Origin of the sequence: Azohydromonas lata (genome assembly GCF_034427735.1) — a bacterium.
GTDB classification, from domain to species: domain Bacteria; phylum Pseudomonadota; class Gammaproteobacteria; order Burkholderiales; family Burkholderiaceae_C; genus Azohydromonas; species Azohydromonas lata.
On record NZ_JAXOJX010000037.1, the window covers coordinates 1 to 17,199 of the forward strand.

General features: G+C 68.1%; 15 protein-coding genes and 1 other RNA gene. 6 read left to right on the plus strand and 10 right to left on the minus strand.

The features are described from left to right. A partial coding sequence (dnaX, locus tag SM757_RS20510) for a DNA polymerase III subunit gamma/tau (protein WP_322466865.1) occupies window positions 1-1,194 on the minus strand: 1,194 nt, incomplete at its 3' end. Between the two features lie 106 nt (window positions 1,195-1,300). On the opposite strand from dnaX, the gene SM757_RS20515 reads away from it, so the two are divergent. Together SM757_RS20515 and ffs are read left to right on the plus strand one after the other, a co-directional pair. Then, window positions 1,301-2,437 (plus strand): AIR synthase-related protein, encoded by a 1,137-nt coding sequence (locus SM757_RS20515; RefSeq protein WP_066342535.1) that lies wholly within the window; start codon window positions 1,301-1,303, stop codon window positions 2,435-2,437. A gap of 89 nt (window positions 2,438-2,526) precedes the next feature. After that, window positions 2,527-2,624, plus strand: an RNA gene (gene ffs / locus SM757_RS20520) — signal recognition particle sRNA small type. Between the two features lie 124 nt (window positions 2,625-2,748). On the opposite strand, the gene SM757_RS20525 is transcribed toward ffs, so the two are convergent. Beyond that, window positions 2,749-4,455 carry a serine/threonine protein kinase gene (locus SM757_RS20525; RefSeq protein ID WP_322466866.1) on the minus strand — a complete coding sequence of 569 codons (1,707 nt, stop codon included), beginning with the start codon at window positions 4,453-4,455 and terminating at the stop codon, window positions 2,749-2,751. A gap of 273 nt (window positions 4,456-4,728) precedes the next feature. Between SM757_RS20525 and trxA the strand changes: the two genes are divergently transcribed. The 4 genes from trxA (at window position 4,729) to SM757_RS20545 (ending at window position 8,897) form a co-directional block, all read left to right on the plus strand. Continuing rightward, window positions 4,729-5,058, plus strand: coding sequence for a thioredoxin TrxA (gene trxA, locus SM757_RS20530; RefSeq protein WP_066342534.1), 330 nt, complete (start codon window positions 4,729-4,731; stop codon window positions 5,056-5,058). A 278-nt stretch (window positions 5,059-5,336) separates the two neighbouring features. Next, window positions 5,337-6,602 (plus strand): transcription termination factor Rho, encoded by a 1,266-nt coding sequence (gene rho, locus SM757_RS20535; protein ID WP_029000422.1) that lies wholly within the window; start codon window positions 5,337-5,339, stop codon window positions 6,600-6,602. Between the two features lie 196 nt (window positions 6,603-6,798). Further along, window positions 6,799-7,059, plus strand: a complete 261-nt coding sequence (locus SM757_RS20540) for a type B 50S ribosomal protein L31 (protein ID WP_029000421.1) — start codon at window positions 6,799-6,801, stop codon at window positions 7,057-7,059. A 161-nt stretch (window positions 7,060-7,220) separates the two neighbouring features. Next, on the plus strand, window positions 7,221-8,897 hold the full coding sequence (locus SM757_RS20545; protein WP_322466867.1) for a hypothetical protein: 1,677 nt from the start codon (window positions 7,221-7,223) through the stop codon (window positions 8,895-8,897). Here the strand turns inward: SM757_RS20545 and phoR are convergent. The 8 genes from phoR to glmM all read right to left on the minus strand — a co-directional run bounded on the left by phoR (window position 8,870) and on the right by glmM (window position 17,112). Continuing rightward, complete coding sequence (gene phoR, locus SM757_RS20550) at window positions 8,870-10,222, minus strand: phosphate regulon sensor histidine kinase PhoR (protein ID WP_322466868.1); 1,353 nt, start codon at window positions 10,220-10,222, stop codon at window positions 8,870-8,872. The two genes, SM757_RS20545 and phoR, sit on opposite strands and share 28 nt — an antisense overlap. 5 nt (window positions 10,223-10,227) lie before the next feature. Further along, on the minus strand, window positions 10,228-10,932 hold the full coding sequence (gene phoB / locus SM757_RS20555; protein WP_322466869.1) for a phosphate regulon transcriptional regulator PhoB: 705 nt from the start codon (window positions 10,930-10,932) through the stop codon (window positions 10,228-10,230). A 30-nt stretch (window positions 10,933-10,962) separates the two neighbouring features. Beyond that, on the minus strand, window positions 10,963-11,670 hold the full coding sequence (phoU, locus tag SM757_RS20560) for a phosphate signaling complex protein PhoU (protein WP_322466870.1): 708 nt from the start codon (window positions 11,668-11,670) through the stop codon (window positions 10,963-10,965). A gap of 17 nt (window positions 11,671-11,687) precedes the next feature. Beyond that, window positions 11,688-12,497, minus strand: coding sequence for a phosphate ABC transporter ATP-binding protein PstB (gene pstB, locus SM757_RS20565; RefSeq protein ID WP_322466871.1), 810 nt, complete (start codon window positions 12,495-12,497; stop codon window positions 11,688-11,690). Between the two features lie 12 nt (window positions 12,498-12,509). Next, the gene (pstA, locus tag SM757_RS20570) at window positions 12,510-13,391 is read right to left on the minus strand and encodes a phosphate ABC transporter permease PstA (protein ID WP_238456035.1); all 882 of its coding nucleotides are present in this window, start codon (window positions 13,389-13,391) and stop codon (window positions 12,510-12,512) included. A gap of 2 nt (window positions 13,392-13,393) precedes the next feature. Beyond that, complete coding sequence (pstC, locus tag SM757_RS20575) at window positions 13,394-14,362, minus strand: phosphate ABC transporter permease subunit PstC (RefSeq protein WP_322466903.1); 969 nt, start codon at window positions 14,360-14,362, stop codon at window positions 13,394-13,396. A 174-nt stretch (window positions 14,363-14,536) separates the two neighbouring features. Continuing rightward, window positions 14,537-15,571, minus strand: a complete 1,035-nt coding sequence (gene pstS / locus SM757_RS20580) for a phosphate ABC transporter substrate-binding protein PstS (protein ID WP_066341688.1) — start codon at window positions 15,569-15,571, stop codon at window positions 14,537-14,539. Between the two features lie 209 nt (window positions 15,572-15,780). Then, window positions 15,781-17,112 carry a phosphoglucosamine mutase gene (glmM, locus tag SM757_RS20585; protein ID WP_066341687.1) on the minus strand — a complete coding sequence of 444 codons (1,332 nt, stop codon included), beginning with the start codon at window positions 17,110-17,112 and terminating at the stop codon, window positions 15,781-15,783. Window positions 17,113-17,199 lie beyond the last annotated feature (87 nt).

The window sequence follows — 17,199 nt, forward strand, 5'->3', positions numbered from 1 at the left end:
TATAAGAGACAGGACCGCGGGCGCCGAAGCCACGCCGGGCGTGGCCGCGGGCACACGCGCAGCCTCCGGCTTGGGCCGCGCTTGCGGCGCACCGCCGCCGCTGGGGAAGGCCAGCAGGCGCAGCAGCACCATGGTCAGCCCGGCGTACTCGTCCGGCGCCAGGCTCAGCTCGGCGCGGCCGTGCAGCGCGATGCTGTAGAGCAGCTGCGTCTCGTCCGGCGGCATCAGGCCGGCCAGCTCGACGGCGCCGCCGGTGTCGGGGTCGGTGTCGTCCAACGCGCCGGGAACCATCTGCGCCACGGCCATTTGCTGCAGCAGCGTGGCCATTTCCTCCAGCGTCGCGGCAGCCGAGAGGCCGCGCTCGCGCAGGCCCTGCACGCCCGCGAGCACCGTGGCGCCGTCGCGCTGCGCCAGCGCGCGCACCAGGGCGGCGGCATGGCCGCGGTCCACGCTGCCCAGCATGGCACGCACGGTCTCCTCGGCCAGCGTGCCGCCGCCGTAGGCGATGGCCTGGTCGGTGAGCGAGAGCGCGTCGCGCATGGAGCCGCGCGCGGCGCGCGACAGCAGTCGCAGCGAGGGCGCGTCAAACGCCACCTGCTCCTGCCGCAGCACGTTCAAGAGGTGCTCGTGCACCGTCTCCGGCGCCATGGGCCGCAGGTTGAACTGCAGGCAGCGGCTGAGCACGGTGGGCAGCATCTTGTCCGGGTCGGTGGTGGCCAGGACGAATTTCAGGTACTCCGGCGGCTCCTCCAGCGTCTTGAGCAACGCGTTGAAGGCGTCGCGCGTGAGCTGGTGCGCCTCGTCGATCATGAAGACCTTGAAGCGGCCGACGCTGGGCTTGTAGGCGGCGCGCTCTATGAGGTCTCGGATCTCGTCGATGCTGCGGTTGCTGGCGGCATCGAGCTCGACGTAGTCGATGTAGCGATCGGCGTCGATCTCGGTGCAGGCGGTGCACACGCCGCAGGGATGCGCGGTGATGCCGCCCGTGCCGTCGGCGCCGGTGCAGTTGAGGCTCTTGGCGAGGATGCGCGAGACCGTGGTCTTGCCCACGCCGCGCGTGCCGGTGAAAAGATAGGCGTGATGTAGGCGCTGCTGCTGCAGCGCGTTGGTCAACGCCTGCACCACGTGCGACTGGCCGACCATCTGATCGAAACTGCGCGGGCGGTATTTGCGGGCAAGGACCACGTAGGACATCCCTCGATTCTACGGGGCGCGACACACCGCCCCTGACGCGGCCGCCACCCCTGGCGGCAACGCGCGCGGGCGGCGGGGCGCGGGCGCTGTCCGATAATCCGCGCCTATGAATGCCCAAACGCCCTCTTCTTCCGACAACAGCGCCGCACCCCTGAGCTACGAGCAGGCGGGCGTGAACTACGACCTGATCGACCCGCTCAAGGTCAGCGCCCAACGTGCCGCCGCCGCCACCGCTCAACACGTGGCGGCGCATGGCTTTGCCGAAGTGGCCGCCTCGCGCGGCGAATCGGCCTACGTCGTGGACGTCGGACCCTTCTACATCGCCAGCATCGTCGAGTGCCTGGGCTCCAAGGCCCTGGTGGCCGACGAGATGGCCCAGCTCACCGGGCGCAGCTTCTACCAGGGCATCGCGCAGGACACCATTGCCATGGCGGTGAACGACCTCATCACCGTGGGCGCCACGCCGCTGGTGGTGCAGGCCTACTGGGCTGCCGGTGGCAGCGACTGGTTCAGCGACGCGCAGCGCGCGCAGGCGCTGGTGGCCGGCTGGAAGGCCGCCTGCGACACCTGCGGCGTGGCCTGGGGCGGCGGCGAGACGCCGGCGCTGGCGGGCATCGTGGAAGCAGGCCGCATCGACCTGGCCGCTTCGTGCACGGGCCTGATCAACCCCAAGGAGCGGCTGTCGGTGGGCGACAAGATGGCCGCGGGCGACGCCATCGTGCTGCTGGCCTCCAGCGGCATCCACGCCAACGGCCTGAGCCTGGCGCGCAAGCTCACCGAGCGGCTGCCCCAGGGCTACCTCACGCCGCTCGCAAGCGGCCAGACCTACGGCGAGGCGCTGCTGGCGCCCACCACGCTGTACTCGCCCGTGACGGAGGCGCTCTACAAGGCCGGCATCACGCCGCACTACTGCGCCAACATCACCGGCCACGGCTGGCGCAAGCTGCTGCGCCACCCGGCGCGCTTCACCTACCGTATCCACAGCGTGCCGGCCGTGCCGGAGGTGCTCAAGTTCATCGCGCAGCACGCGGGCCATGACGACCGCGAGGCCTACAGCACGCTCAACATGGGCGCGGGCTTCGCCCTGTTCGTCCGTGCCGAGGACGCGCAGCGCACGGTGGAGATCGCGCAGGCGCAGGGCATCCCGGCGCTGGTGGCCGGCAGCGTGGAAGAAGGCGAGAAGCAACTGCTCATCGAGCCGTTGTCCATCCGCTTCGGCGACGACGATCTGCAGTTGCGCTGACAAGCAAACCAGGCCGGCCGCAACGCACTTGAGGCGCGTTGCGGCGCGCGTGCCGGGAGTGGCTCACGGCGTGGGCTACAATAGTCGCTGACGGGCCTCCCCGCATGGGAGCGCGGCCAACCGGGTCAGGTCGGGAACGAAGCAGCCCCAACCGTTGTGACCAGTGCCGGGGGTAAGGCTCGTCAACCCCCATCTTCTACAGCCGGCAGCTTTCGCTGCCGCGCCCGCGACACTTTCCCCTCTTCTTGAAAACGCGCATGCCGGGCGCTGGCGTGCGCCGGTTGCATGGCGCCTTGCGGCGCCATGCTGGTTCAGCCCGCGCGAGGCACTGCCAAGGCTTCGCGCAGCAGACGGCGCAGCTTGGCACCGTCCAGCACCAACGTGGCCGCATAGCGCTGCGCCACGCGGTCCAGCGCCGCGTTGCTGCGCTCGGCCGGTACGGCCAGGGCACTGACGGCCTCGCGTGCCGCACTGACCACGGCGCGCAGCAAGCCGTCTTCGCCCACCACCTGCACTGCCTGGTTGGTGGGCAACGGGGGAAGCAGCGCCAACATGGAGGCATCCAATCCCCAGTGGCTCAACAGCGCCAATGCCAGCGCCTCCAACTCCAGGCCAAGCACCTTGCGGGCCGCGGCGGCTTCGTCCAACGCGGGCGGCTGCGGCTCGTCCGGCAAGGCGGGCTTGCGCGGCGCCATGTGCGCGCGCATCTGCCGCGCCAGCTCGGGGAAGTGGTAATGAACGAGCAGGCTGCCCAACTCCTGCAGCAGCGTCACGACCTGGACGATTTCGCCGTCAAAGCCCGGGGGGCTCAGGAGCAACGCCAAGCGCATCGCGCGTTGCGCCCGCTCCATGCGCGCCAACAAGGTGCGCGCCGATGCCTGGTCCAGCGGCCCCGGCCAGGCATGCTGACGCTGCACCACGCGCTGCAAGCCGGCCAGGCCGATCATCGCGATGGCGCGCCGCAGGGTGACGACCGCCCCACTACCTTCCGCTTGCGCACTGCGCACGTAGGAGGAGTTGGCCTGGTGCAACAGCTCAAGGCAGGTCGCCGGATCTTGCAGCGCCTGTTGCGCAAGCGCGCCCACGTGCTGGCGCTCCATGCCCAGCAGCCGCGACGCAATGGCCGCGCCGTCGGGCAAGGCAGGCAGCACGCCATGGCGGCGCACGCTCTCCAGCAGTTGCTCAGGCAATGAGTCGGATAGCGAAGAACGTTGCGAAGGCACCCACTCCTGCAGCGCAGTGCCCATCGTGCGCGCATGCCGGAAGCGCTGTTGCGGCAGCTTGTCCAGGCAGCGGTTGATGACGGCACGAAAGCCCTCCGGCACAGGCTGCGGCAGCTCGCGCGGCAGCCGCACGGTGGCGTCGCCCAAGGGCGTCATGCGTTCTATGGCGCTGACCAGGTCGGGCTCGTCCAACGCGGCGCGGGCGGCCAGCAGGTGGTACATCGCCAGCCCCACGGCCATGACGTCGCGCTCGACCATTTCCTGGCGGGCCTGCAGCGGCCCCAAGGCATCGATGGCCTTGGGCATGGGCGCCACGGACAAGCCCAGGACTTGCAGATGCCCGCGCTCGTCCACGCGCAGCATGTGCATTTGCAAGTCGCGGTGCGCCACGCCGGCGTCGTGCGCATAGGCCAGGCCTTCGAGCGCCTGCACGGCCCAGCGGCCCACGTCCAGCGTCGCATGGCCATCAGGCTGCAGCCGCTGCGCCAGCGTCACGCTGTCCTGCGCGCGCTCGTAGGAAACAAAGGGCAGGCGCTGGTACATGCCCACGTCGTTCACGGGCACCAGGTTGGGATGGCTCAGGCGCGCCATGGCACGGGCATCGTCCAGCCAGCGCTGCAGCGCCGCGTCGCCCGCAGGCGCCACGCGAGGCATGGCCAGCAACACTTGGCGGCCCAGGTCGGGGTCGTTCGCCTCCCAGACCATGCTGCGCGCGCTCTTGCCCAAAAGGCGGCGCATTTCGAAACGTCCGAAGCGCTGGGAGGGCTTCGCGGGCTGGGCTGCGGTGGAAGTCATGACGGCCGCCAATGTGCCATCCGCTTCACGCGCCAAGCGTGATGGCTGCGTGAAGTGTTGCCGCGGGTGGCCGGATTTTTGTTACCGACAGGCAAATCCGCTCTTGGCCGGGAAGGCCTTACAGCGGTAGGAAACGGCGACATCGCGCAAGCTTGCCGAACAGCCGCCCCAAGCCCGGAGGGCCAGGGGCTTTGTGTCAGAATTCCCAGCCCTCCGCTATATCAAGCACCGCGCCCCTGGCTGTTCCTGCGGACGCATGCAAACCTCCCCATCATGAGCAGCGAACTGATCAAAAAAGTTTCCGACGCCTCGTTTTCGGACGATGTGCTCAATGCCGAAACGCCCGTCCTGGTCGATTACTGGGCCGAGTGGTGCGGCCCCTGCAAGATGATCGCCCCCATCCTGGACGAGATTGCCAACACCTACCAAGGCCGGCTGCAGATCGCCAAGCTCAACGTGGACGAGAACCGCGACACGCCGGCCAAGTACGGCATCCGCGGCATCCCGACGCTGATGCTGTTCAAGGACGGCCAAGTGGCTGCAACCAAGGTTGGCGCGCTGACCAAGGTGCAACTGACGCAGTTCCTGGACGCTAATCTATAATTTGAAGATTGCTGCGGTATTGAGCCGCCCGCGAATTGGCCAGAACCTGTTACGCTGGCCCCGGGCGGTTTCACGCAGCCCTGAATTTGCCATCACGCCCTCGGTTGCCCCGGCCACTCGCGGGGCGTGATTCCGGCTCACAACCCCCCGCGCATTTCACGTCTTTCTGCCGCGTTCCGCGGGTTGAAGCGGCCCGGCATCGGGCCTTCTGAGCCGATTTGATCCGGCGTGCTCCCCTGGCAAGGACGCGCGCCCTCCCTTCCCAGGGTTTGCCTTCCATGCATCTGTCCGAACTGAAAGCGCTGCACGTCTCCGAGCTCATCAAGATGGGCGAGGCGCTGGAGATTGACAACGTCGCTCGCATGCGCAAGCAGGAGCTGATGTTCGCAATCATGAAAAAGCGCGCCAAGGCCGGCGAACAGGTCTTCGGCGACGGCGTGCTGGAGGTGCTGCCGGACGGCTTCGGCTTCCTGCGCTCCATCGACACCAGCTACATGGCGTCGACGGACGACATCTACCTCAGCCCCAGCCAGATCCGCCGCTTCAACCTCCACACCGGCGACATGATCGAGGGCGAGGTGCGTGTCCCCAAGGACGGCGAGCGCTACTTCGCGCTGGTGAAAGTTGACCGCGTCAACGGCCTCACGCCCGAGGAGAACAAGCACAAGATCATGTTCGAGAACCTGACCCCGCTGTTCCCCAAGGAACAGTTCAGGCTCGAGCGCGACATCAAGAACAACGACGAGAACATCACCAGCCGCATCATCGACCTCATCGCACCGCTGGGCAAAGGCCAGCGCGCGCTGCTGGTGGCGCCGCCCAAGAGCGGCAAGACGGTGATGATGCAGCACCTGGCGCATGCCATCGTCGCCAACCATCCCGACGTGCACCTCATCGTCCTGCTGGTGGACGAGCGCCCCGAGGAAGTCACGGAGATGCAGCGCACGGTGCGCGGCGAGGTCATCAGCTCCACCTTCGACGAACCGGCCGCGCGCCACGTGCAGGTGGCCGAGATGGTCATCGAGCGCGCCAAGCGCCTGGTGGAGCTCAGGAAGGACGTGGTGATCCTGCTGGACTCCATCACCCGCCTGGCCCGCGCCTACAACAACGTGCTGCCCTCCTCCGGCAAGGTGCTCACCGGCGGCGTGGACGCCAACGCGCTGCAGCGGCCCAAGCGCTTCTTCGGCGCGGCGCGCAACGTGGAAGAAGGCGGCTCGCTTACCATCATCGGCACGGCGCTCATAGACACCGGCAGCCGCATGGACGAGGTGATCTACGAAGAGTTCAAGGGCACCGGCAACTGCGAAATCCACCTGGATCGCCGCATGGCCGAGAAGCGCGTCTACCCGTCCATCCTGCTCAACAAGAGCGGCACGCGGCGCGAGGAGCTGCTGCTCAAGCCCGAGATCCTGCAAAAGAGCTGGATCCTGCGAAAGCTGCTCTACCCGATGGACGAGATCGAGGCGATGGAGTTCATCCTCGACAAGATGAAGTCCACCAAGAACAACCTGGACTTCTTCGACTTGATGCGCCGCGGCGGCTGAGTCGCCGCCACAGTGGGCCGTGTCCGCACACGGCCCGCGCCGCCGGTACCTGGCGGCAACAACGCATCAAGGGCGCCGTTTGTACGGCGCCATCCCGGGCCGCCCCTTCGGCTTGGGCTACAATTGCGGGTTTTCCGCTTTCGCCAAGTGCGCCGCATGGGGCGGCGTGGCTGGCGACGACGCAGCGAGGTTTCCGATGAAAGAAGGCATTCACCCGAACTACCGCGAAGTTTGCTTCGTGGACCTGTCCAACGGTTTCAAGTTCGTCACGCGTTCCTGCGTGCAGTCCAAAGAATCCATCAAGCTCGACGATGGTCGCGAGCTGCCGCTGGTGAAGCTGGAAACCACCAGCGAAACGCACCCCTTCTACACCGGCACGCAAAAGAGCGTGGACAGCCTCGGCGGCCGTGTCGAGAAGTTCCGCAACAAGTTTGCGCGCGTCGGCCTCAAGAAGTGAGGTCGCGCTCCAGCGACAAGGAAGGCAGCCTCGGCTGCCTTTTTTTCTGCCTGCCCCGGCCGTGGCGCAGTCCAAGTGCCCCCCCGGCGACCGGTGCGGTGACAGGCCACAGGCGCCCGGGCCACGCCGGCCGCGCGTGGTTTTGACGGCATGATTTCGGCGTGAACATCCCCTCTCCTGCCCTGGTGACGCAGCGCGCCGTGCAGCGGCTGCCGCGGCTGCCGCTGCTGCTGCTGTGCGCGGCTTACCTGCTGCCCGGCCTGTTCGGCCGAGACCCTTGGAAAAACGCCGACATCACGGCCTTCGGCTACATGGCGGCCATGGGCGAGGGACGCAGCTCGTGGCTGGCGCCGCTGGTGGGCCAGTTGCCTCCAGAGGGCGTGCTGCTGCCGCACTGGCTGGGGGCGGCCTTCATTGCGCTGCTGTCGCCCATGGTGGAACCGGCCTTGGCAGCGCGGCTGCCCTTTGCGCTGCTGCTGGCGCTCACGCTGGCGCTGACCTGGTACAGCACTTTCCACCTCGCACGCACCGAGGCGGCACAGCCCGTGGCGTTCGCCTTTGGCGGCGAAGCCAATGCGGTGGATTACGCCCGCGCCGTGGCCGACGGCGCGCTGCTGGCCTTGATGGCCACACTGGGCTTGCTGCAGCTTGGACACGAAACCACGCCGGAACTGGCGCAGCTCTTCGCCATGGCGTTGCTGCTGTGGGGCTTGGCGGCGTCGGCCTACCGCAGCGCCACGGCGCGCCTGGCCGTGCTGGCGGCACTGCCGCTGCTGTCGGCTTGCGATGCGCCCAACGTCGCGCTGGCCGCGGGCGTGATCGGCACGGTGGTGTGCGCGCGCTCGGTGGATGCGCCGGTGCGCCGCTTTGCGCCGTGGACGGGCGCCGCCACGCTGGCCTCGCTGGTCCTGACGCTGGTGCTGCAGCACAACCACTGGCGCTGGTACTTCACGGCCGACACCGCGCAACTGCTACAGCTGGGCCGGCTGGTGTCCTGGTTCCTGTGGCCGGTGTGGCTGCTGGTGCCCTGGACGCTGTGGCGCTGGCGCCGCCACCTGCTCAAGCGCCACATCGCCCTGCCCCTTGGGCTCGCCCTGGTCGGCCTGGGCGCCAGCATCGCGCTGGGCGGGTCCGACCGCGCGCTGCTGCTGGCGCTGCCCGCGCTGGCGGTGCTGGCCGGCTTTGCGTTGCCCACGCTGCGCCGCAGCGCCAGCGCAGCCATTGACTGGTTTTCGGTCTTCTTCTTCACGGCCGGCGCGCTGGTCATCTGGGTTGTGTACGCAGCCATGCAGACCGGCACGCCGGCCCGCACGGCGGCCAACATCGCGCGGCTGGCACCGGGCTTCACGGCCGAGTTCTCGCTGGTCCGGCTGATCGCGGCCATCGCCGGCACGCTGGCGTGGCTGGCGCTGGTGCGCTGGCGCACGGCACGGCATCCGCAGGCCTTGTGGAAGAGCCTCGTGCTGCCCGCGGGCGGCGTGGCGCTGGCCTGGCTGCTGGTCATGACGCTGTGGCTGCCGGCGCTGGACTACGCGCGCAGCTACCGCCCCTGGGTGCAGCGCATCGCGCGCCACGTGGGCCGGGATACGCCCTGCATCGTGGTGCCGGGCATGCAGCGCGCGGCCGTGGCAGGCATGGAGTACTTCGGCGGCTGGCGTGTCGATGCCCGCCCAAATGCGGCTGAGGGCACCGACTGCCCCGTGCTGCTGATGGCCGAAAACGAGCCCACGCGGGCCGCGCCCAACCTGCCCGGCTGGCGCTTCATTGCCCGCGAGCGGCGCCCAACCGACCGCGAGGAAAGCGTGCTGATCTACCGGCGCGCCTCGGCCTCGCGCTGATCCTGCGCCTCGGCCTGCCGCACGCGGGCCGCAGGCAATACCAGGCTGAACGTCGAGCCCTGGTTGGGCGTGCTGTCGATGTGCAGCTCGCCGCCGTGGCGCTGCGCCACGTGCTTGACGATGGACAGGCCCAGGCCCGTGCCCCCCGTGGCGCGGGAGCGGCTGCCATCCACGCGATAAAAGCGCTCAGCCAACCTCGGCAGATGCTCACGGGCGATGCCTATGCCGCTGTCCCGCACGGCAATTTCCAGCCGTCCGTCTTCCAGGTTCTTGATCGTCACGCCTATGTGCCCGCCCGCGGGCGTGTAGCGCACGGCATTGCTCAGCAAGTTGGTGAGGGCGCTGTCGATTTCTCCTTCACTGCCGGCCAGCTCCAATGCGCAAGCGTCGGGGAAGCGCAGCTCATGCCGGCCCCCGGAGAGCGAGCGTGTGCGCTCGCGCACCTGGTCCAGCAGCACGTCGAATGCAAACCAGTGGTCCGGCGCCGGGCGCGGGCTGCCTTCCAGCCGGGCCAGCGTGAGCAAGTCGTCCACCAGGGTGCGCATGCGGCCGGTTTGCTGCGCCATCAGGCCGAGCACATGCTGGCGCTCGGCATCGCCCAGGGGCAGCGACTGCATGGTCTCCACGAAGCCGGAGAGCGCCGTCAGCGGCGTGCGTATTTCGTGCGAGACGTTGGCGACAAAGTCCCGCCGCATGGCCTCGTGGCGCTCGCGCTCCGTCACGTCCTGCGACAGCACCAGCTTGAGTCCCTGCCCGTAACCGCGCAGCAGCACGGACAGCGTGCCCGCGTGGCGCAGGCCGGACAGCAAGGTCGGCTGCGTCGGGAACTGCGCCGACTGCAGCAGTGAGACGAATCCCGGCGCGCGCACGAGGTTGGTCACGCGCTGCGCGCGGTCGCGCTCCGGGTCCAGGCTGAAATGGTCCGCGGCGGCCGGGTTGCACCAGACGATGGCGTCGCCCGCGTCCAGCAGCAGCACGCCGTTGGGTGAAGCCTCGATCGCGTTGAGGAACTGCGCGTGCTGCGCCCGTTCCTGGGCCAACTGCCGTTCGCGCAGGCGCAGTGCGCGTTCCACGCGATAGGCCATCTCGCCCCAGAAGCCCGCGTCGCGCGGCGCGGCGCCATCGAGGTTGCCGCGGCGCAGCCAACGCATCAGCCGCTGTCCTCGCAACGCGTCCAGCGAGGCGTGCAGCAGCACGCCCGCGCCGCCGCCGGCCAGCAGCCCGGCCGTCAGCTCCCCTGCGGAAGCCCCGACCAGCGCGCCGGCGCCGCTGCCCACCGCCCAGGCGACCACCGCGCCCACCGGGCGCCCAAAGAGGTGCCGCACAACGATCAGCCCGCGATGCCTTGCGCGAGCCGGTAGCCGGCGCCTCGCACGGTTTCAATCAGGCTGGAGCAGTCCACCAGCGCCAGCGCCTCGCGCAGGCGTTTCACATGCACGTCCACCGTGCGCTCCTCGATGAAGACATGGTCGCCCCACACTTTGTCCAGCAACTGCGCGCGGGTGTGCACGCGCTGCGGATGGGCCATCAGAAAGTGAAGCAGCTTGAACTCGGTGGGGCCCAGCTTGACCTCGTGCGGCGTGCCGTCGATGTCGCGGGTGACGCGGCGCGAGGCCGGGTCCAGCTTGAGCCCGGCGGCTTCCAGCGGCTGCTCCAGCGCCTCGGGCGCGCGCCGGCGCAACACGGCACGCATGCGCGCCATGAGCTCCGACATGGAAAAGGGCTTCACCAGATAGTCGTCGGCGCCGGCGTCCAGGCCGCCGACGCGGTCGCTCTCCTCGAAGCGAGCGGTGAGCATGATGATGGGCAGCTCGCGCGTGCGCGGCTGGCTGCGCCACTGGCGCGCCAGCGTCACGCCGGAGCGGCCGGGCAGCATCCAGTCCAGCAGCACCAGGTCCGGCAGCACGCGGTCCACCGCCGCGGCAGCGGCTTCGGCATCGCTCACGATGGTGACGGCGTGGCCGGCATGGCGCAGGTTCATCGCGATGAGCTCGGCAATGGCCGGCTCGTCCTCCACCACCAGCACGTCACTCACGGTCTAGGCTCCCCACGTGCCGATGCGCGCTCAGCGCACTGCATTTTCGACAGCCTCCAGCGAGGCATGGCGCACGTCCGTGCCCTTGACGACGTAGATGATCACCTCGGCCAGGTTCTTGGCGTGGTCGCCCACGCGCTCGATGGCCTTGGCGACGAACACGAGGTCGATGCTCGCGGAGATGGTGCGCGGGTCTTCCATCATGTAGGTGATGAGCTTGCGCAGCAGGCCGTCGAACTCCTGGTCGATCTGGTCGTCCTGCTTGAGCACTTCCAGCGCGCGCGCGGTATCCAGCCGCGCGAAGGCGTCCAGCGCCTTGCGCAGGCTGCCCAAGGCCAGCTCGGACTCGTAGTTGAGGTCGGCCACGGGCTGGCGCAGCCGGGTGGAGACGCCGGCGTTGATGAGCTTGTCCACCGTGCGGGCGATGCGCGCGGCCTCGTCGCCCACGCGCTCCAGGTTGGCGATGGTCTTGCTCACGGCGATGAGCAGCCGCAGGTCTCGCGCCGTGGGCTGGCGCCGCGCGATGACGCCGGAGAGGTCGCGGTCTATCTCCAGCTCCATGCGGTTGACCAGCGCCTCGCGCTCTATGACCTGCGCGGCCGTGTCGGAGCTGAAGTTGGTCAGCGCGGCCATGGCCTGCGCGAGCTGGGATTCGACCAGCCCGCCCATCTCCAGCACGCGGTTGGAGATGCCGCTGAGCTCGGCGTCGAACTGGGTGGAGAGGTGCTTGTCGGGCATGGCGGTATCTCCTTGGGTCAGCCGAAGCGGCCGGTGATGTAGTCCTCGGTGTCCTTCTTGCGAGGCTTCATGAACAGCTCCGCGGTCGGACCAAACTCCACCAGGTCACCCAGGTACATGTAGGCCGTGTAGTCCGAGCAGCGCGCGGCCTGCTGCATGTTGTGCGTGACGATGACCACGGTGTAGTCGCTCTTGAGCTCGTGGATGAGCTCCTCGATCTTGCCGGTGGAAATCGGGTCCAGCGCCGAGCAGGGCTCGTCCAGCAGCAGCACTTCGGGGCGGATGGCGATGCCGCGCGCAATGCACAGCCGCTGCTGCTGGCCGCCGGAGAGGCCCGCGCCGCTTTGGCCCAGCTTGTCCTTGACCTCGTTCCACAGCGCGGCCTTGCGCAGTGCCCATTCAACACGCTCGTCCATCTCCACGCGCGGCAGGTTTTCGAACAGCCGCACGCCGAAGGCGATGTTGTCGTAGATGGACATGGGAAACGGCGTGGGCTTCTGGAACACCATGCCGACCTTGGCGCGGATGAGGCTCACGTCCAGGCCGGAGGTGAGGATATCCTGGCCGTCCAGCAGGATCTGCCCTTCGGCACGCTGCTCCGGGTAGAGCTCGTACATGCGGTTGAAGGTGCGCAGCAGCGTGCTCTTGCCGCAGCCCGACGGGCCGATGAAGGCTGTGACTTTCCTCTCCGGGATGTCGAGATTGATGTGCTTGAGTGCGAGGAAGTTGCCGTAATAGAAGCGCAGGTCCCGCACGGAGAGCTTGGCCTGCTCGTGTGCAGGCAGCGCGTAGTCGAGCTCGGTTTGTTGGGCGACGGCGGCGTTCATGGTGCTTGTGTGTCAGTGCTTTTGCCGCAGCAGCACGCGCGCGGCGATGTTGAGCGCGAGCACGCCCATCGTGATGAGGAAGACGCCCGCCCAAGCCAACTCCTGCCAGTTCTGGTAGGGGCTCATGGCGAACTTGAAGATGGTCACCGGCAGGCTGGCCAGCGGCTGCGTCAGGTCGGCGTTCCAGAACTGGTTGGACAGCGCCGTGAACAGCAGCGGCGCGGTTTCGCCGGAAACGCGTGCCAACGCCAGCAGCACGCCGGTGAGCACGCCGGAGCGCGCGGCCTTGAGCGTGACGGCGCCGATCACTTTCCACTTGGGCGTACCCAGGGCATAGGCCGCCTCGCGCAGCGCGTTGGGCACCAGCGAGAGCATGTTCTCCGTGGTGCGCACGACGATCGGGATGACGATGAGCGTGAGCGCCAGTACGCCGGCCCAGCCTGAAAATCCCTTGGTGGTCGTCACCACCACCGAGTAGACGAAGAGGCCGATGACGATGGAGGGCGCCGACAGCAGGATGTCGTTGATGAAGCGCGTGGCGCCGCCCAACCAGCCCTTGCGCCCGTACTCGGCGAGGTAGATGCCGGCCATCACGCCCACGGGCGTACCGATCAGCGTGGCCAGGCCCACCATGAGCAGCGAGCCGAACAAGGCGTTGGCCAGGCCACCGCCCTCGGATTGCGGCGCGGGCGTCATCTGCGTGAACACCTGCAGCGACAGCGCGGGCAGGCCCAGGCGCAGCGTCTCCCACAGGATCCAGACCAGCCAGAACACGCCGAAGGCCATGGCGGCCAGGGCCAGAGCCAGAGCGACGGCGTTGGTGCGCTTGCGCGCGCGGTGCTTGGCCAGGCGGCGTGCGTCCAGGGACAAGGTCGTGACAGTCATGGGTTTCATGCTCATGCGCGCGCTCCCTCGCCCTTCTTCAGGCGCGCCAGCAGCAGCCGGGAAAGCACCAGCACCACGAAGGTGATGAAGAACAGCACCAGGCCCAGGTAGATCAGCGAGGCCTGGTGCAGGCCCTCGCCGGCCTCGGCGAACTCGTTGGCCAGCGCGCTGGTGATGCTGTTGGCCGGCTCGAACAGCGAGAGCGAGCCGAGCTGGTTCATGTTGCCGATGACGAAGGTCACGGCCATGGTCTCGCCGATGGCGCGGCCCAGGCCCAGCATGATGCCGCCCACCACGCCCGTCTTGGTAAAGGGCAGCACGACCTTGGAGACGACTTCCCAGGTGGTGGCGCCCAGGCCATAGGCCGACTCCTTGAGCATGGGCGGCGTGACCTCGAAGACGTCGCGCATCACCGAGGCGATGAAGGGAATGATCATGATGGCCAGGATGATCCCGGCCGACAGCAGGCCCAGGCCCACCGGCGGACCCTGGAAGAGCTGGCCCAGCCCCGGCACGTTGCCGAACGCGGCCTGCAGCGGCTGCTGCACATAGGTGGCCAGCAACGGGCCGAACACCAGCAGGCCCCACATGCCGTAGACGATGGAAGGCACGGCCGCGAGCAGCTCGACGGCAATGCCCAACGGCCGCTTGAGCCAGGCCGGCGCCAGCTCGGTGAGGAACAACGCGATGCCGAAGCTCACGGGCACGGCAATCAGCAGCGCGACGGCCGAGCTCGCCAGCGTGCCCCAGATCATCACCAGGCCGCCGAAGCGCTCCTGCACCGGATCCCACTCGCTGTTCCACAGGAAGCTCAATCCATAGGCCTCGATGGCCGGACCCGCACCCATGAGCAGCGAAATGATGATGCCCGCCAGCAGCGCCAGCACCAGCACCGCCGCGGTATGCGCCGCGGCCGAGAACAGCCGGTCGGGCCAAGGCGAGAAGCGGCGAGCCACCGCGGGAGGGGATGGCAAGCCCATGGCATCCAGGCCTTGGGCGACATCCACACGGGAGGTGGCCGGCAATCGTGCAGTCATGACAACGAGGTGTGCAACGGGGCGGCGGACTTCAGGACCGGCGCCGGATGGTCGGTAAGGAAACGGTGTGGCCCTGTCCACGCCGCGCGAAGTGGCCGCGTGAACAACGCCAGGGGCTTATTTGAATGCCAGCGCCTTGCCATCCGCGCCCTTGACGTTGGCCCACTGCTTGCGAACCAGTGCCTTGAGGTTGTCGGGCAAGGCCACGTATTCCAGATCGGCGGCCATGGCGTCGCCGCCGGTGAATGCCCAGTCGAAAAACTTCAGCGCGGCAGCGGCGCTGGCCGGCTTCTCGGACGACTTGGGCATGAGGATGTAGGTGGCGCCGGTCAGCGGCCAGGCGTCCTTGCCGGGCTGCTCGGTCAGTACCTGATAAAAGCTCTTGGACCAGTCGGCGCCGGCCGCGGCGGCCTTGAAGTTGGCGTCGTCAGGCGCCACGAAGTTGCCGGCCTGGTTCTTGAGCAGGGCATACGCCATCTTGTTCTGCTTGACGTAGGCGTACTCCACGTAACCGATGGCGCCGGGCAGGCGTTGCACGAAGGCGGCCACGCCCTCGTTGCCCTTGCCGCCCGCACCCGCGGGCCAGTTCACGGCGGTGCCCTCGCCCACCTTGGTCTTCCACTCGGCGTTGACCTTGGAGAGGTAGTTGGTGAAGAGGAAGCTGGTGCCGGAGCCGTCGGCGCGGCGCACCACGGCGATGGCCTGGTCAGGCAGCGCCACGCCGGGGTTGAGCGCTGTGATGGCCGCGTCGTTCCACTTGGTGATCTTGCCCAGGTAGATGTCGCCCAGCACCTGGCCGGTGAGCTTCAACTGGCCGGGCTGCAAGCCCTTGACGTTGACCACGGGCACCACGCCACCGATGACGGTGGGGAACTGCAGCAAGCCGACCTTGTCCAGTTCCTCGTCCTTGAGCGGCATGTCGGTGGCGCCGAAGGTCACCGTCTTGGCCTTGACCTGCTTGATGCCGGCACCTGAGCCGACGGACTGGTAGTTGACGCGTATGCCGCTGGCCTTGTTGAAGGCGTCGGCCCACTTGGCGTAGATGGGCGCCGGGAAGGTGGCGCCGGCGCCGGTGACGTCCTGGGCAGCAGCCGTGCCGGCAGCCGCGGCGAGCAAGGTGCCGAGCAGCAGCGGCAAGGTGTGTCGCGTCATCGCAAATCCTCAAGCAGTAGAGCGATGCGCGCGACTGTAGGCACCTTCTGTGACACCCATGTGACAGCGATGCGGATGTCACGGCCACCTTGTCACATCCGGCATGGCGGCCCACAGCCTGCCTCACGCGCCAGGCCGGGCAGGTTTCGGCAGCCCGTTCTTGAAACGGCCTGCGCGGCTGGATTCAGCTTGCGAAGGGTTCGACGGCTTCAGCCGCGCGCTGCTTGGGCAAGCTGTTCGGCGCAGGCCTTGCTTTGCGCACCATCGCGGGCCTCGACCATCACGCGCAGCACGGGCTCGGTACCGGAAGCGCGGATGAGCACGCGGCCGTCATCGCCCAAGGCACGCTCGACCTCCGCCTGCACCTGAGCCAGTTGCCGGTTGCTCTTCCAGTCCGCTCCGTCGGCCAGGCGTACGTTGAGCAGCGTCTGCGGGAACAGGCTCACGCCCTCCAGCAAGGCCGCCAAGGGACGGCCCTGCCGGCGCACGGCCTGCAGGATTTGCAGCGCGCTGACGATGCCGTCGCCTGTGGTGTGGCAGTCCAGCGCCAGCAAATGGCCGGAGCCTTCACCACCGAGCTGCCAGCCGCGCGCGGAAAGCTCCTCCAGCACGTAACGGTCACCCACCTTGGCACGCACCAGGGGAATCTGAAGACGGCGCAGGGCCGTTTCCACGCCCATGTTGGTCATGAGCGTGCCAACGGCGCCGGGCACCGGGCGACCTTGCGCCAGGCGGTCCGCGACCATGACGTACAGCAGCTCGTCACCGTTGTAGAGCCGGCCGTTGGCGTCCACCATCTGCAGCCGGTCTGCATCGCCATCCAGGGCGATGCCGTAGTCGGCGCCGTGCTCCCGCACCGCGCGCACCAGCGCCTGGGGCGCCGTGGCGCCCACGCCGGCATTGATGTTGAGCCCGTCCGGGCTGGCGCCAATGCTGATGACCTCGGCACCCAGCTCATGGAACACAGCCGGCGCCACCTGGTAAGCGGCACCGTGCGCGGCATCCACCACCAGCTTCATGCCCTTGAGCGACAGCTCGTTGGAGATGGTGCTCTTGCAGAACTCGATGTAGCGCCCGCCTGCGTCCTGCAGCCGGCGCGCCTTGCCCAGGCCGGTGGAGTCGACCCAATTCGGAGCCTCCTCCAGCGCGGCTTCCACCGCCAGCTCCCAGGCGTCAGGCAGTTTCTGGCCCTGCGCCGAGAAGAACTTGACGCCGTTGTCATTGAAAGGGTTGTGCGAAGCGCTGATGACCACGCCCAAGTCAAGGCGCAACGCACGGGTCAGGTAGGCCACGCCGGGCGTGGGCAGCGGCCCGCTGAGCAAGACGTCCACCCCGGCGGAGGCAAAACCGGCTTCCAGCGCCGACTCGATCATGTAACCCGATATGCGCGTGTCCTTGCCTATCAACACGGTGGGCCGCTTGGCGGACGCACGCAGGACGCGGCCCACGGCATGGCCCAACCGAAGCATGAAGTCCGGCGTGATGGGAGATTGACCGACGGTTCCCCGGATGCCGTCCGTGCCGAAGTAGTTCCTGCTCATCCTCTGTCCTCGTTGTGCTTATTCGCCTGGGTTGCCACACCTTTTCAGGGCAACCCGGCATTCTCCTTCAGCGTTCCATCACCAAAC

What these genes read in the sequence shown, in the direction of transcription:
- SM757_RS20515 (WP_066342535.1), top strand. Translation starts at nt 1,301, where the DNA reads ATGAATGCCCAAACGCCCTCTTCTTCCGACAACAGCGCCGCACCCCTG.
- glmM (WP_066341687.1), bottom strand. Translation starts at nt 17,112, where the DNA reads ATGAGCAGGAACTACTTCGGCACGGACGGCATCCGGGGAACCGTCGGT.
- rho (WP_029000422.1), top strand. Translation starts at nt 5,337, where the DNA reads ATGCATCTGTCCGAACTGAAAGCGCTGCACGTCTCCGAGCTCATCAAG.
- SM757_RS20525 (WP_322466866.1), bottom strand. Translation starts at nt 4,455, where the DNA reads ATGACTTCCACCGCAGCCCAGCCCGCGAAGCCCTCCCAGCGCTTCGGA.
- pstB (WP_322466871.1), bottom strand. Translation starts at nt 12,497, where the DNA reads ATGAACGCCGCCGTCGCCCAACAAACCGAGCTCGACTACGCGCTGCCT.
- phoU (WP_322466870.1), bottom strand. Translation starts at nt 11,670, where the DNA reads ATGCCCGACAAGCACCTCTCCACCCAGTTCGACGCCGAGCTCAGCGGC.
- pstA (WP_238456035.1), bottom strand. Translation starts at nt 13,391, where the DNA reads ATGAAACCCATGACTGTCACGACCTTGTCCCTGGACGCACGCCGCCTG.
- SM757_RS20540 (WP_029000421.1), top strand. Translation starts at nt 6,799, where the DNA reads ATGAAAGAAGGCATTCACCCGAACTACCGCGAAGTTTGCTTCGTGGAC.
- pstS (WP_066341688.1), bottom strand. Translation starts at nt 15,571, where the DNA reads ATGACGCGACACACCTTGCCGCTGCTGCTCGGCACCTTGCTCGCCGCG.
- pstC (WP_322466903.1), bottom strand. Translation starts at nt 14,362, where the DNA reads ATGGGCTTGCCATCCCCTCCCGCGGTGGCTCGCCGCTTCTCGCCTTGG.
- trxA (WP_066342534.1), top strand. Translation starts at nt 4,729, where the DNA reads ATGAGCAGCGAACTGATCAAAAAAGTTTCCGACGCCTCGTTTTCGGAC.